Source organism: Variovorax sp. OV700 (genome assembly GCF_900099805.1).
Taxonomy (GTDB): Bacteria; Pseudomonadota; Gammaproteobacteria; order Burkholderiales; family Burkholderiaceae_C; genus Variovorax.
In genome coordinates this window covers 1-13,962 of record NZ_FNDR01000011.1, presented here as the reverse complement: position 1 = coordinate 13,962, position 13,962 = coordinate 1, and the positions used below count along the sequence as shown (strand labels likewise).

Annotated in this window: 9 protein-coding genes and 1 pseudogene; all 10 read right to left on the bottom strand. The window is 65.9% G+C overall.

Translation table 11 applies throughout. From position 1 onward, the window contains the following. Nucleotides 1-31: 31 nt before the first annotated feature. A complete protein-coding gene (locus BLR24_RS22755; RefSeq protein ID WP_093021102.1) occupies nt 32-1,081 on the bottom strand; it encodes a pentapeptide repeat-containing protein in 1,050 nt (349 codons plus the stop codon). After that, nucleotides 1,078-3,666 carry a DUF2169 family type VI secretion system accessory protein gene (locus BLR24_RS22750; RefSeq protein WP_093021100.1) on the bottom strand — a complete coding sequence of 863 codons (2,589 nt, stop codon included), beginning with the start codon at nt 3,664-3,666 and terminating at the stop codon, nt 1,078-1,080. Before BLR24_RS22750 ends, BLR24_RS22755 begins: the two co-directional genes overlap by 4 nt. Before the next feature lie 55 nt (nt 3,667-3,721). Further along, nucleotides 3,722-4,111 carry a hypothetical protein gene (locus BLR24_RS22745; protein ID WP_139188791.1) on the bottom strand — a complete coding sequence of 130 codons (390 nt, stop codon included), beginning with the start codon at nt 4,109-4,111 and terminating at the stop codon, nt 3,722-3,724. A 40-nt stretch (nt 4,112-4,151) separates the two neighbouring features. Next, nucleotides 4,152-6,536, bottom strand: coding sequence for a type VI secretion system Vgr family protein (locus tag BLR24_RS22740; RefSeq protein WP_093021096.1), 2,385 nt, complete (start codon nt 6,534-6,536; stop codon nt 4,152-4,154). 20 nt (nt 6,537-6,556) lie between these two features. Continuing rightward, nucleotides 6,557-9,298 carry a type VI secretion system ATPase TssH gene (gene tssH, locus BLR24_RS22735; protein WP_093021094.1) on the bottom strand — a complete coding sequence of 914 codons (2,742 nt, stop codon included), beginning with the start codon at nt 9,296-9,298 and terminating at the stop codon, nt 6,557-6,559. Further along, a complete protein-coding gene (gene tssG, locus BLR24_RS22730; protein WP_093021092.1) occupies nt 9,295-10,443 on the bottom strand; it encodes a type VI secretion system baseplate subunit TssG in 1,149 nt (382 codons plus the stop codon). Before tssG ends, tssH begins: the two co-directional genes overlap by 4 nt. Further along, a complete protein-coding gene (tssF, locus tag BLR24_RS22725; RefSeq protein WP_093021090.1) occupies nt 10,440-12,311 on the bottom strand; it encodes a type VI secretion system baseplate subunit TssF in 1,872 nt (623 codons plus the stop codon). The genes tssG and tssF overlap by 4 nt, the downstream gene beginning before the upstream one ends. Next, entirely contained in the window at nt 12,312-12,839 is a 528-nt protein-coding gene (tssE, locus tag BLR24_RS22720; protein ID WP_055806802.1) for a type VI secretion system baseplate subunit TssE, read from the bottom strand. It abuts the gene before it with no gap. A gap of 29 nt (nt 12,840-12,868) precedes the next feature. Beyond that, the gene (locus tag BLR24_RS22715) at nt 12,869-13,735 is read right to left on the bottom strand and encodes a type VI secretion system accessory protein TagJ (RefSeq protein ID WP_093021088.1); all 867 of its coding nucleotides are present in this window, start codon (nt 13,733-13,735) and stop codon (nt 12,869-12,871) included. A 120-nt stretch (nt 13,736-13,855) separates the two neighbouring features. Further along, nucleotides 13,856-13,962 (bottom strand): annotated as a pseudogene (locus BLR24_RS31105) (type VI secretion system tube protein Hcp); the annotation flags it as partial.

The following is a 13,962-nucleotide window of genomic DNA, read 5'->3' as shown; positions in this document are numbered from 1 at the left end:
CGATGTGGGTTGGCATGCACAGGGCGGCGCTTCAATGGGCATCGCTCCATTCCTGGGCTTTGAACAGGTCCGGATCGTTCTCGATGATGCCGCCGCGTCCCGAGAAACGAGTCCCCTGCTGCATCGCGCGGTGGAAGCGCGTGCGAAGAAAGTGTGCACCGCGCATGTCGGCGTCCACGAGCTCCGCATGGGAAAAGTCGGCGTCCTGCAGCGCGGCGCCATGGAAATTTGCGCCGCTGCAGCGTGCGCGATGAAACACGCTCAGCGGCAGTCGGGCTTCGCCGAAGTCGACGCGTTCGATTCTTGCGTCGACCCAGATCGATTGATCGAAGCGCCCGCCGCTGCAGTTCGCGTCGCTCATGTCGGCTTCGGGAAAAAGGGTGTGGCACGCATCGACGCCGGAGAAGTTCGCCTTGCGCAGCAGCGCCCCCTTGAAATTGCTCTGGGTCAGCACCGCACCGCTGAAGTCCACGTCGTCCATTCGGCTGTCGGTGAACTGGCACAGCACGAACTCCTGCCCCGCGAGACGCTGGCCCGTGAGATCGCACTCCATGAACGTCGTGCTCTCGCACCGCGCGCCACGGAGCTCGACCTGGCGAAGATCCATCCGGAAGAAGGTCGCGAATGTCAGCGAGGCCTCTGTGCAGTCCAGCCGATCCACCTGGGATTCGCCGACCGTGACGCGATCGCACTGGTGGGTGCGCAGGTTCATCTGCGTCATCCGGCATTTGAAGAATGCCACCCGCTCCAGGCACGCGTCTGCAAATACGGCCTCGTCGAGGGCCGACTCCATGAATGAGGCGTCCTGCACCAACGCGTGATCGAGGCGCGCCGCCTCGAGGCGGCTTCGAAAGAAGCGCGCGTCCTTGAGCCGCGCATGGCTCAGATCGCTGCGCACGAATGCGCAGTTGGACAGGGTGCCGTCTTCCAGGCTGCAGCCTGCAAGCTGCGCGCCGCTGAAATCCACGCGCTCGAACATCGCTCCCGAAAGGTCGAGCCCGCGCAGGTCCCAGTTCCTGCAGTCCAGATCGGTCACAGCCACACCATGGTGAATGTTGTCCAGCAGTTCGTCACGCGTCATCGAGTCGTCTCGGTGCGCCGGGCAGGCAACACCTTGGCGTTGTGGGTATAGGCACCGTCCAGCCGCGTCGAACCATCGATCACGGCTTGCGACACGTCTGCGCGAAACAGGTTCGCGTTGTGGAAGTCCGCCATGCGCAGATCGGCCTTGGAAAGATTGGCATCGATCAGGTTCGCGCCGATCAGCGAGGCTTGCGAGAAGTCGGCGCGCACGAAGAGGCTTTCACCGCCGTCCAGCCGATCGAGCCGCGCGCGGCGCAGATCGCAACTGGAAAAATCGCACCCTTCGAGTCGCGCGCCGCTGAGGTCCGCGCCCGTCAGTGTCACGCCGCGCAAACCGCAGTGCTTGAAGGCCGCGCCGCAAAACACCGCGCCGGCCAACATGCTGTCGCTCGAGAAGCTGCAGGCAGCGAACGTGGCGCCCGTGAAATCGAGACCCTCCGATCCGCCGATTGCAACAAAGCCGCAACTGGTTATGGTGGCATGCGCGAAGGACACGCCTTTGAGCGTGCATTCGATCCATCCCATCTGCCGGAATTGCGCTTCGTCGAAAGAGACATCTTCCAGCGTCATCTTCATCATGGCGACCTGCTGCCACCGGGAACGCCGCACGTCGCATTGCTGCCAGACGCTTTCGTGGGTGTTGGTTGCCTCGAACTCCACGTCGGCCAGCACGCAGGCGCGAAAGACCGTCTTGTGGCAGTTCGCATGGCGCAGGCTCGCGCCGCCGAAGTTCGCGCCGTCGCATTGCGCGCCACCCATATTCGCGTGATCGAGCCGCGCGTTGGTAAGCGTCGCGCGCTCCAGCCGGGCGCGCGCGAGCACGGCCCGCGTGAAATCGCATCCGTCCAGGCGTGCGCCGGCAAGGTTGGCGTCCTCGAGATTCGCGCCCGAAAAATCGGCACCGCTCAAATCCATGTCAGACAAATCGGCGCCTGTGAGATTCGCGCCTGCGAACCGGCGCTGCCCCGGCTCGGCGGCACCCAGGCGCCGGCGTAGCTTGGCAGCGCGGAAGGTGGTCATCGCCGGGGCCGGATCGAGCAGATGGGCCGTATAGAGATGCCCCTGACGAATCTGCGAGGCCATGCGCTCGCGCGCCAGCGCCGCCTGGGCCGCCTCCTCGACGCCCTCGGGACGGCCCTGCCGCCCGAACTCCTCGATCCGGGCCAGCTCCTCGATCATCTGGTCGGGATCGAAGCGGCGACGCCCCGCCGCGTCGGCGGGATCGGAGCCTTCGACGCCCAATTCCGCCATCGCCTTTTCGCTGCGGGCCTTGAGCTCGTCGCGGGCCTGCGTAATTTTTTGCTCGGCCCGCGCACTGTATTCCGGCAGATCCTCCAGTTGCAGTGTGCCCTCGAGCAGCACCGGGGGTGGCAGAAACTTCGCAGGATCGAGCCCTTCGCTTTCCAGCTTTGCGCGCCGCGTCTCGTAGTCGCGGAGCTGCCCGGCACGCTGGTTGCGCACCATGGGACGATTCGCCACGTCGGGCATCTGGTCTGCCGCCCAGGCACCCATGACAGCCTTGGGTACGAGGTCGCTGTCCCGCACCGCGTGAATCGCGGTCTCGGGGTCCAGGCGCAGCCGCAGCACCGCCTCGTAATGCGAGAAGGGCCTCGACTCGGCCTCCAGTTCGAGCGCCGGCATCAGATGCTTCACGTCCGCCGCATCGTCTTCGGCAATCGCGAAGCTTCCATGCCAGATCAGGATCGCGCGCCGCACATGGGGGAAGAACCATGCGGTGGTCAGGCGCAGCTGCGCTTCCTGCAAGTCGCCGCCGTCCTTTTGCCAACTCGCGAAACACCGTGCCCGCCAGCGTGGCAATGCGCCACGCAGCACCGGTTCGGTGGGATGCATGTTCCAGATTTCATAGTCGGCGCCTGCCGGCAGCTCGGCCGCATCAGGCCAGCGCTGGTCGGGCGGCGCGGCATTGAAGAACCGCCAGTCCATGTCGTCGGCGAAGCCCGGATACTGCTCCTGCAGCCACTGCTGTCCGTATGCGGTGCCCAGCAGTCGCATGCGCTGGGGCCAGTCCGGCGGAATCGCGCCCATGCTGGCGGGGCGCACGTGCTGACCGCGAGAGGCCATACGTGCATCCGGCGCCTCCACATTGGGCACACGCCGCACGGGCACTCCGTTGACCGTTTCGTCGACCCGGCCCATTCCCTGCGGATTCTCGGGAACGTCAGGACCGCCGTATGCGTGCGCCCAGTCGAGCCGCATGCTGTCGAACGGCTGCGGCGTGGTGGCGCGGCCGTCGAGCCAGAAACGGTCGCCGGACACGGTCAGCGCCTTCTCCTTTTCGGCAAGCCGAACCTTGACGGCGCAGATTGTCTTTTCTTGCTGGTGGGCGGTGTATGCATGGCCGCTCACGAGCATTTCAGGCATCAGCTTCGGAACCCCTAGATCCAATACGTTGCCCGGCCCGATCTCCTCGGCCGCCAGCTGCCAGAGCTCCTGCTCGGGCAGCAGCATCGGTTGCGCTTCCAGACTGACCAGCCCGAGCACCGAAACGCCCAGCGTGTCACGCCCCTGCCAGCGGTAAGGGCGCGTCAATGTGCTGAGGCGGAAGGGCTTGACCGTTTTCATGACGCTCTGCGGGCCTTTGGCGATGACTCGGCGGCGGGCAGGATGTGTGGAATCTTCATTGCTTCGGCTCGTCGATGGCGATGTCGCGCGTGGCCGGGTCCACCTTGACCTGCACCGTGCGGCCCGGTGCGAACTGCGGCATCTTCACCGGCGACAGGGGCACCGTGAGCTCCGCTTCGAAATCCGGCAACCCTCCCACTGCATCGACACGCAGGCGCAGGCGGGTGAGTATGTAGATGCGGTCGATGCGCGTCCTGGTATCGGTGCTGTCCAGCACCTTGGCGGTCGTCGGCAAGCCGACACGCAACACATGCGCGGCGCGATCGGCGCCCGCTGCCTTGGCATTCGATGCCTTTTGCAGCTTCATGACGCCGAGCGCGCCGGACACCACCACGACCAGCGCGGCCAGCGGGATGAGGAGGTACCAGAAATTGCCCGAAGCCATGGCCATCATCCGGGAAGACGGTAAGACGCGCGAAGTCTCATCAGGCAAGGCCCGTCAGCATCTTGAAGTACAGCAGCACGCCGCCCATGTTGACGTCATAGCCGGCATTGCCCGTATGGGCGATCGTCTGTGTGGTCGTATACAGGCCGAAGGCATAGGCGATGCCGAACAGTTCGCCCTTGGCGCCGTTGGTCGATATCTGGATCCCGTTGTTGAAGTTGGCGATGCCCGAGCTGCTGGTGAGCGCGATGTTGGCCCCGACGTTCAGACCCGTGCTCGTGAATCGCGTTGGCGCCGAGTCCCAGATGCTTGCCCGATTGATGCGCTTGACGTGCTCGCCCTCGATGATCACGTCGCCCTTGGCCGTGATCTCCACGTTGCCCGACGTCGATTCGATGTACACGCTCTTCGCCTTGCCCACATAGTCGCCACCCGTCACGGTCGACGTGTGCGTGCCATCGATGGTTTCGGTGAGCGTCGACGTGATGTGGTCGACCCCTGTGCCGGTGACCTCCCGGTCCCAGCCTGACTTGTACCTTTCCGTGCGCAGAGAATCCTCCGCCGTGAGCTTGGACGCGCCCTTGACTTTTTCCTCCATGCCGCCTTCGACTTCGACCAGGAATCCGCTCTTGAAAGTCTCGTGCCGCTGTGCGGCCGTCACGATGACTTCGGAGGTTCCGGTCTCGACAGTTTCCTTCGCGCCGCCCTTGGTCGTGATTTCGATTCTGTTGTTGAAGAAATGCTCGGTCAGCCCGCCCGACACCTCCAGCTTCGAGCCGGTCTGGTACATCGCATGGTCCAGACCCGCCTTGACGGTCGTGGTGCGCGCCTTTCCGACGGTCAACGTGTCGTTGCCGGTGATCGTGGTCGTCCGGTCGCCGGCGATGGTGTCGCGCTCGTCCGCTTCCACATCGAGTTCGAAATCCTTCTCGGCGTGAATCCGCACCAGTTCGCAGCCCGGCGCATCGTCCAGGATGAACTCGTTGGCATTCGCCGGCGTGCCGTCCTGGCTGCGGCTCACGAAACCGCTCACGGTCACCTTCGCAGGCAACTCAAGCGGCGGCATCTGGTCGGAGTTGTAGACGCGGCCGATGATGATGGGCCGGTCGGGGTGGCCGCCGATGAAATCGACGATCACTTCCTGGCCCTTGCGTGGATGATTGACGGCGCCGTAGTTCGAGCCAGCCCAGGCACTGGAAACGCGCACCCAGCAGGAGCTGTTTTCGTCGCTCTTGCCATAGCGGTCCCAACGAAACTGCACCTTCACGCGGCCATATTGGTCGACCCAATACTCCTGGCCCGCCTTGCCCACCACGGTGGCGGTCTGCGGTCCGTTGGTTTTGGTCATCGGCGTCACGCGCGGCGGGCGAAACGCATACGAGGTCGGCTGCACCGCAAAGCTGAAGCTGTACTGGCTGTCGGCCGCACCGCTTTCATAGCCGCCTTCGCGCAACGCATAGGCCACCGAGACGATCAGGTACTCGCGGTTGTCGTCCTGCCGCGGGCAGTTCTGCATCGTGAAGCGATAACCCGGTGCCATTCCGCGCACGCTGCAATGGCCGATGTCTCGCTCGGCCTGCGACTGCGCTTCTTCGAGCCTGATGCGCGAGTAGTGCTCGCCCTGCTCGGCCTCGCTGAAGCCGCCCAGCCATTCGTAGATCTCATAGGTATCGTGAGGATTTCCACGCGGCTGGCTGCGCATGCCCATGAGGTCGGCCTTCGACTTCTTGAAGTCGTAGTCGTCCACCACGTAGGTGCCGGGACGGATTTCCTCGGTCACCTGCCACTGGTCGATCACCTCCTGGAACGGATCGGCGTCGCGGTCGGCCGCGAGATAACTGATCTTCGGGTAGGCCGGCAGGGTTTCATGTGCGCCGATGTCATCGGCGAGCACCAGCGTGTGCTGATTCTTGTCGTGCTTGAAGTAGTAGTAGATGCCCTCGTGCTCCATCAACCGGCTCACGAAAGCGAAATCGGTCTCCTGGTACTGCACGCAGTACTCCCACTGGCGATAGGTTCCGCTGAGCTTCTTCTCGAACGCAAAGTTGTAGTCGGCAAACACTTCCTCGAGGATGTCCACGACCGACTTGTTCTGGAAGATCTTGCAGTCGCTGGTGCGCGTCAGATACCAGAGCCAGGGCCTCACGGTGGCGCGGTACAGCACGTAGCGCGAGGTGCCGCCCTCCTTGCCGACCATCGTGAAGCGGACGATCTGCCCATTGAGGAAGCGAGGCTCGCCAGCCGTCAGTATTTCAAGCGAGAGCGGCTTGCCCAGCACCGACTTCATGTCGAGGGACACGCTCGGGCTCACCAGATCCACCTCGAACTCGAAGAGCTGCGACAACCCCTCGGCGCCATGCATCGAGCGGAACATCAGCTGGTCTTCTGCCAACGGCGTGTGGGCTTTGACAACTCTGGTGGCCATGGCTTACTCCCTTTCTTCGCTTAGCGTTCGGAAAATTCGTAGTGAAAGTCGTCGTCCGCCGCGCGCAATCGCACGCCGGCGAGCTTGCGCGCGCTGACCGTGGCGCCGATGACCTCTTCGCTCAACCGCGGAAGAATGGTGTGCGTGAGGATCGCGTCGATCATTCGCCCGCCCGACTCGATGGCGGTGCAACGGCGAGCCACCAGTTCGACGGCGCTGTCGTCATAGTCCAGGGTAATGCCATGGTTCGCATCGAGGCGAGCGGCAATACGGTCGAGCTGAAGGCGAATGATGCGATGCAACGCATCGGCTTGCAACGGGTAATAAGGCACTACAACCAGCCGGCCGAGCAGCGCCGGCGCGAACACCTTGAGGAGCGGTTCGCGCAGTGCGGCCGCCAGTGGTTCCGGGTCGGGGCGCAGGGTCGGGTCTTCGCACAATTGCATGACCAGGTCGGTGCCGACGTTGGAGGTCATGATGATCACGGTGTTCCGAAAGTCGATGTGCCGGCCTTCGCCGTCTTCCATCCAGCCCTTGTCGAACACCTGGAAGAAGATCTCGTGGACGTCGGTGTGGGCCTTCTCGATCTCGTCGAGCAGCACCACGCTGTAAGGCCTGCGGCGCACCGCCTCGGTCAGCACGCCGCCTTCGCCGTAGCCCACGTAGCCGGGCGGCGCGCCCTTGAGCGTGGAGACGGTGTGCGACTCCTGGAACTCGCTCATGTTGATGGTGACGAGGTTCTGCTCGCCGCCGTACAAGGCTTCTGAAAGCGCGAGCGCGGTCTCTGTCTTGCCCACGCCCGAAGGGCCGCAGAGCAGGAACACGCCCACCGGCTTGTTGGGGTTGTCGAGCCGTGCGCGTGCGGTGCGGATGCGCCGCGAGATGGTCTCCAGCGCATCGGGTTGGGCCACTACGCGGGCCGAGAGAATTTCACCGAGACGCAGCACCGATTGCGCGTCGTCGCGCACCATGCGGCCGATGGGAATGCCAGTCCAGTCGGCCACCACGGTGGCAATGGCCTGCGCATCGACGGCGGCGAGGATGAGCGGCGATTCGCCCTGCAGTTGCGCGAGCTTGTCTTGCGCTTGGTTGAGTTCGGCGCGGATCGCTTCGGGCGTTCGCTCGCGTTCGGCCGGGTCGGTGTCGATGGCGGACGGCGCCGCTTCTGCCGTCCCTTCGTCGCTGTCATCTTCAACCTCGGCCTGCACGGGCACCGCCGCGGGCGACAGCAGCTTGCGCAGCGCGACGATGCGCTCGACCAGCGCAGCTTCTTCCACGCGACGCTTTTCCAGCAAATCGAGTTCGGCCTGCGCCGCGGCCACCTGGGCCGCAATGTCTTCCACGCGCTTGTGTTCGCCCACGCCGATCGCGGCCTCTCGCCCGGCAATGCCCGACTCAATGCCCAGCACCTCGATGCGGCGCTGCAAATCTTCGATGGCGGCGGGCAGCGCATGCTGGCTCAGCGCCACGCGCGCGCAGGCCGTGTCGAGCAGGCTCACGGCTTTGTCGGGCAACTGGCGCGCGGGTATGTAGCGGTGCGACAGGCTCACGGCCGCTTCGAGCGCGGCATCGAGAATGAGCACGCCGTGGTGCTTTTCCAGCTCGGCCGAAATGCCACGCAGCATGATCACGGCCTTGGGCTCGGTGGGCTCGTGCACCTGGATGGTCTGGAAGCGCCGCGTGAGCGCCGGGTCTTTCTCGATGTACTTCTTGTACTCGGACCACGTGGTCGCGCCGATGGTGCGCAGCCGCCCGCGCGCGAGTGCCGGCTTCAGCAGGTTGGCCGCATCGCCCGTGCCGGCGGTGCCGCCTGCACCGACCAGCGTGTGCACCTCGTCGACGAACAGCACGATGGGCTTGGGGCTCTTCTCGACCTCGTCGATCACCTGGCGCAGGCGCTGCTCGAACTCGCCCTTCACGCCCGCACCGGCCTGCAGCAGCGTGGGGTCGAGCACCCACAGCGATACGTCCCTGAGCGAGGGCGGCACGTCGCCCGCCGCCAGCCGCGAAGCCAGGCCTTCGACCACGGCCGTCTTGCCCACGCCCGCCTCGCCGGTGAGCAGCGGGTTGTTCTGCCGGCGCCGCATCAGGATGTCGATGATCTGGCGGATCTCGTCGTCGCGCCCATAGACCGGATCGAGCTCCCCCGCGCGCGCCTTGGCTGTCAGGTCGCTCGCGTACTTGGCCAGCGCGGAGCCGCCAGCTGCGGCGCCATCGCTTTGATGCGCCGCTGCGGGCGCGTGGCCGCCGCCGGCATGGCCTTGCGGCGCAGCATCGAAGTCGTCCTCGGGCGAACCTTCGGTCCACGCGGGCAGCTGGGCGATGAGAACGTCGGGCACGATCTTGTCGAACTCGCGCGAGATGCCCGAGAGCACCTGCCGCAGACCCGGCGTCTTCACGATGCCCGCGAAGAGGTAGGCGCCGCGGATCGAGGTGGCCTCGAAGCGCAGGCTTGCATAGACCCAGGCGCGTTCGACGGCGTTGTCGACATGCTCGGAGATGTCGCTGATCGAGGTGGCGCCGTGCGGCAGACGATCGAGCGCGCGCACCAGGTCCTGCTCTACGGCATCGAGGTTTAGGCCCGCGCGCTTGACGATGCGCAGCAGGTCGCTGTCCTGCAACTGCAATATCTGGTGCAGCCAGTGCACCAGCTCCACATAGGCATTGCCGCGCAGCTTGGCAAAGGCGGTGGCGGTTTCCAATGCCTTGTAGAGCATCGGGTTCAGTTTCGAGAAAAGAGAGACGCGGCGAATATCGGTCATAGGGCCATGGAAGAAACTTCATCCGCCACGGAAGCTGCCGATGCGGAACGGGAAAACAATGCTTCGGGCTGGAACACCATGTCGCCGGCGTCGGTGTCCGACAGCCGCGTGCCGAGCCAGCTGCCCCAGCCCAGGCGGTGGTCGCTGCCCAGTTGCATGCCGCGGGCTTCCTGCTTCTTCAGCACGAGCCGGAGCTCCCAGGCAAACTCGATGCCGACGTATTGGCGCACCCAGTCGAGCACCTGCCGGAGCCGCTTGCTGCCCGGCAGGAACTCGCGGAACTCGCTTTGCGACAGCGGCCCCAGCTCGAGGCGGAACTTGCTCTGCGCATCGCGCACGGCCAGGCCGATGGTGGCGCCGCCACCCAGCCGGTGGTTGCGCCCGAAGAGGCCGATGCGGCTCACCTGTCGTTCGTCGATCGTGACCCAGTCGCTCACGAATTCCTCGACCCGCACGGGCACGTCGAAGTACAGCTTGAGGATCTGGATCAGGCCCTCGGGGTTGCGCGTCTGGCGCACCAGGTGCCCCGCCATGAAGGTGCGCGCATGGTCGGCGATGCGGTCGCGCTCCTTGAGGCCCGGCTGCCCCATGTTCATGAGGCTCGCCACGTAGTCGACGAAGCGGTGGCCGTCGGGACGGTCCAGACTGTTGACCGACTGCGCGTCGGCCCAGGCCCGGTAGAACAGCAGGATGAGCCGGTGATGGAACAGGTCGGCGAATACGCTGAACGTGTCGTCGCCGTGGTGCCGCTTGCGCTCGCGTGCGTACTCGGTCAGGTGCAGCGGCAGCGGCCCGTTGGGACCGAACAGGCCGAAGCCGTAGATGGAGATGCGCGGCGGTCCATCGCCGTCGACGTCCACACCCGAAACATTGGACGGCGCAAACGCCATCGAGGGCTCCTGCCCGAGGCGCAGCGGCTCGTCGAGCGGACGCGGCGCGCGGCCCAGCAAGGGATGGCCGCCCTGCGCATCGAGCCGCCGCAGCAGCATGAACAGGTCGTGCTCGAAAGGCTGGTCGATCAAGCCCGCCCACAAGACCGGGTCGCCCTCGGGAACGCCGCGCCGCGCGGAGGCCGTGATTGCGGCCGGCGCGTCCGGCACCGCTTGCAGCGCCGGCGAATCGCCGGTGACATCGACTGCACTCATACGGCGGGGCGGCGTCCGATGCGCGGCATCCACCGTGCGATTTCTCCGCGCTGCAGGCTGGAGAGCGCGAATTCGGTGAACGCATTGAGCGACACATGCCGGCTGAAGAACTGCTCCAGCACGGCGCCGAAAAGATAAGGGCTCGAACCCGAGAAGGCGACCTCGTCGATCTTCAGAGCGATCTCCACACCACGCCCGAAGACGATCGGCCCCGGTTCAGGCAGGCGGCGGAACACGGGCGCCAGCGCCATCGAGCGCACACCCTGGATCTGCCGGCGCACCGCCGGGTCGGCCAGGTTGCCGTACAGGTCGAGCATCTCGCGCAGCGCGGCCGCACCCTGCGTCGCATCGACGTCGGTCAGGCTCAGGTAGTTGAGTCCCAGATGGCTGATGAGGCGCCAGGTGAGCGCGCCTTCGGCCAGCGCGGGATACGGCCGCGACGGTCCGCGCAAGATGCGCACGGCGCGCACCGGCGCCGACACGCGCAAGGTGAAGTCCGACTCCAGGCCGGTCGGCAGCAAGAGCGGCAGGTCGCGGTTGGTGCACAGCGCATCGATCGTGATGTGCCGCAGGCTGTGCGGAAAAGGCGCGTCGTGCTGGTCGACCAGCGACACATACACCTCGCTGCCGGTGTAGCTGGTGCGGGTGCCCTGCGCGCGTGCGCGGTCGGACACCAGGCGCGGTTCGCGGCGCAGCGAGAAGTACGAACCGAAGTCGCCGTCGTCGGCCGCGAACGACCCCAGGAAGGGCCTGAACTCGCGTTCTTCCGAGCCGCTGCTCATGTGGCCCGTAACGCGCTCGACGGTGAAGATTTCGAAGTCGCGCGGACGCGTGCGGTCGATCACCGCATGGTGCTCGTGCTGGCCGGGCCCGACCGGGATGCGGTCGCTGCGGCGCGGCACCAGGTTGATGATGGGCGTGCAGAAGAGCGAGAAATGCCGCGCATCCACCAGCCGCTCCAGGTCGCCGTCGGCACGGTCGAGCAGGATCACGATTTCCATCGTGGTGCCGCTCATGGCCGCGGCCGCGGCGCGCAGGTTCTTCACGCTGAAGAACAGGTAGCGGTCCGGGAAGGCGAAGTACTCGTGCAGCAGCCGGTAGCCCTGGAACGAACGCGCGTCGTAGGGCAGCAGCGCCTGGTCGGGGTCGAAGCCTTCGTGGCGAATGGCCTCGTCGCCGAGCGGCACGATGCGCGCGGTGCCGCCGGGGCCGCTGCGGCACACAGTGCCCACGCTGTGGTGCACCGCCAGTTCGAGCACGCGCAGCGCATGCAGCTCCGCGCCGGAAAGAAAGAACTCGAGCCGGTCGAGCGGCATTTCGGCAAACCTGGCGCCACCCACCGCTTCGAGCTTGATGGTGATTGCGCTCTTGGCCTGTCGCGCAACGGCCGGCATTGCATGTGCGATCTCGGCGGGTACGGGGCCGATGGTCGCCTCGGTGATCTTGATGGGCCACAACGTGACCGCATGCCCGGTGCGAAATTCGCAGGCCGTCTGCTCGCCCTTGATCATGCGGCCGCGCAGGATGGTGTGGCGCGGCAGTTCATAGCCGGCCTTCAGCGAACCTTCATTGAGGTTGCCGTCGATCTGCACCACGCCCATGGCAGGCAGCGGCGCGAGAAAGTTCGGGTACACCACCTCCAGCAGCCGCTGCGAGAAGCGCGGAAACTCCGCATCCATCTTGAGCTGGATGCGCGCCGTGAGAAAGCTGAAGCCTTCGAGCAGGCGCTCCACGTACGGGTCGCTGACCTCGATGCCGCGCATGCCCAGCCGGCCCGCGATCTTCGGGTAGCGCTGCGCGAACTCGGCGCCGAGCTCGTGCATGTAGGTGAGCTCGCGGTTGTAATAGTCCAGCAGCCTGGCGTCCATTCAGAGCCCCCCTGTCGGGCGCAGGACCATGTGGCCGCTCTCAAGATCGAGCTCGGAGCGCAGGATGAATTCGATGGGATAGGGCACCGACCACAGCGTGCCGCGGATCTCGAGCGCGAGGAGGTTGTGGTGCTCCAGGTCGGTGGCATCGGTGACGCAGCGCACGTCGATGCTGTCCTTCATGATGCGCGGCTCGAAGTCGATGATGGCCGTGCGAATGGCCGCCTCCACATCCGCGAAGTCGACCTCCGACATGCGCCCGCCGGCCCAGCCGCGCACGCCGTAGTTGACGACCGAGCGCCGTGCACGCGGCATGGCGTTGATGGTGTGGCCCGCGCCGAAGTTGGTGGTGTTGAGCAGCCACTGCAGATCGCGCAGCACCGAATCGCGCAACAGCTTGCCGCTCATCAGGAACGCACCCGCGCGCTCCTGGCGGCTTTGCGGCTGCTTGTCGGTCAGGCGGTCGAGCAGCACCGGCTGCAGGCGATCGCGTGCAACACTCTCTTGCTGGTCGCCGTCGACCTCCAAGGCCGGGCGGCTGGCGGGCAGTACGGAACTCACTGCGCGGCGCTCTCGTAGGGAGCGAACTCGACGAGCCGGATGTCGAGCAGCGAATGGTCGCCGGCTTCGCTGATGAATGTGCGCTGGCCCACGCCGGCGTACTGCTCTTCGCCGGCCAGCGGCTGCCAGTCGGTGCGGCGCCCCAGCATGGTTTCATCGTCGAGCGCATCGAGCGCGCCCGGGTAGCGGACCGGCACCAGGCCGTTGAGTCCGCGGCCGTCCTGCAGCACGATCTCGGCCGGGGCCCAGAGCAGGTCGACCAGATGCTGCGGGCGGGAGAACTTCAGGCGCCGCACCGCCGGCAACGGCAGCCATGCGTAGCCCGAAGGCGTGAGGAGTTCGAGCACGGCGCCAATGCGCACGTCGCCGTCGCACAGCCAGCCGAACTCGATGCTTTGCACCGGTTCGCCATCGATGGCCTGGGCGGTACGTGCATCGGATCGGTCGACGCAGCTCAAGGTGCCCTGCAATCCGGGCGCAGCCAGCCGCGCGCCTTCGCGCAGGTCGGCCGCTTCGGTGGCGTGCTCGAACGGCAGCGCCGCGGCGGCGATCAGTTGCGCCACCCAATCGACCTCGCCCGCGATGATGGCGGGCGCACGGCCGCCATTCCAGAATTCGGTTCGGTGGCGCTCGGCTGCCAATGCCATTGCACAGGTGGCGCTGGCGGGAGCGAAAGAAGGGTCGATCTTTGCGGCCAGCTTGAGCTGGTCTTCAGCCCGCTGCCACTCGCCCCTGAGCGCAAGAAAGTGGCAGAGGGCGAGCCGCAGGCTGGCGTTCTGGGGACTCGCGCGAATCTGCCGCTGCACCCATTCGGTGTGCTCGGCCACGGAGCGCTCGCCCAGCACTGCAAACCCATCGCCCATGAAACTTCCTCATTGACTCGCGCACGGCCCCGCGGGCCGTCGGTGAATATCTGCGGGAGGCCGGCCCGCGGCACGCCGCAAAAAAGCGGCGCGCGCGGGTCCGGCCGTGACACGCGGGAATCAGGATTCCCGGTTTTCCTTGATGTTCCAGGCCAGCACGGTCTCGGCGCCCTTGCCGCCCTTGTCCGTCTGCTCCCAGTACTGCTGCTTGACCTTGGCGGCCTGGA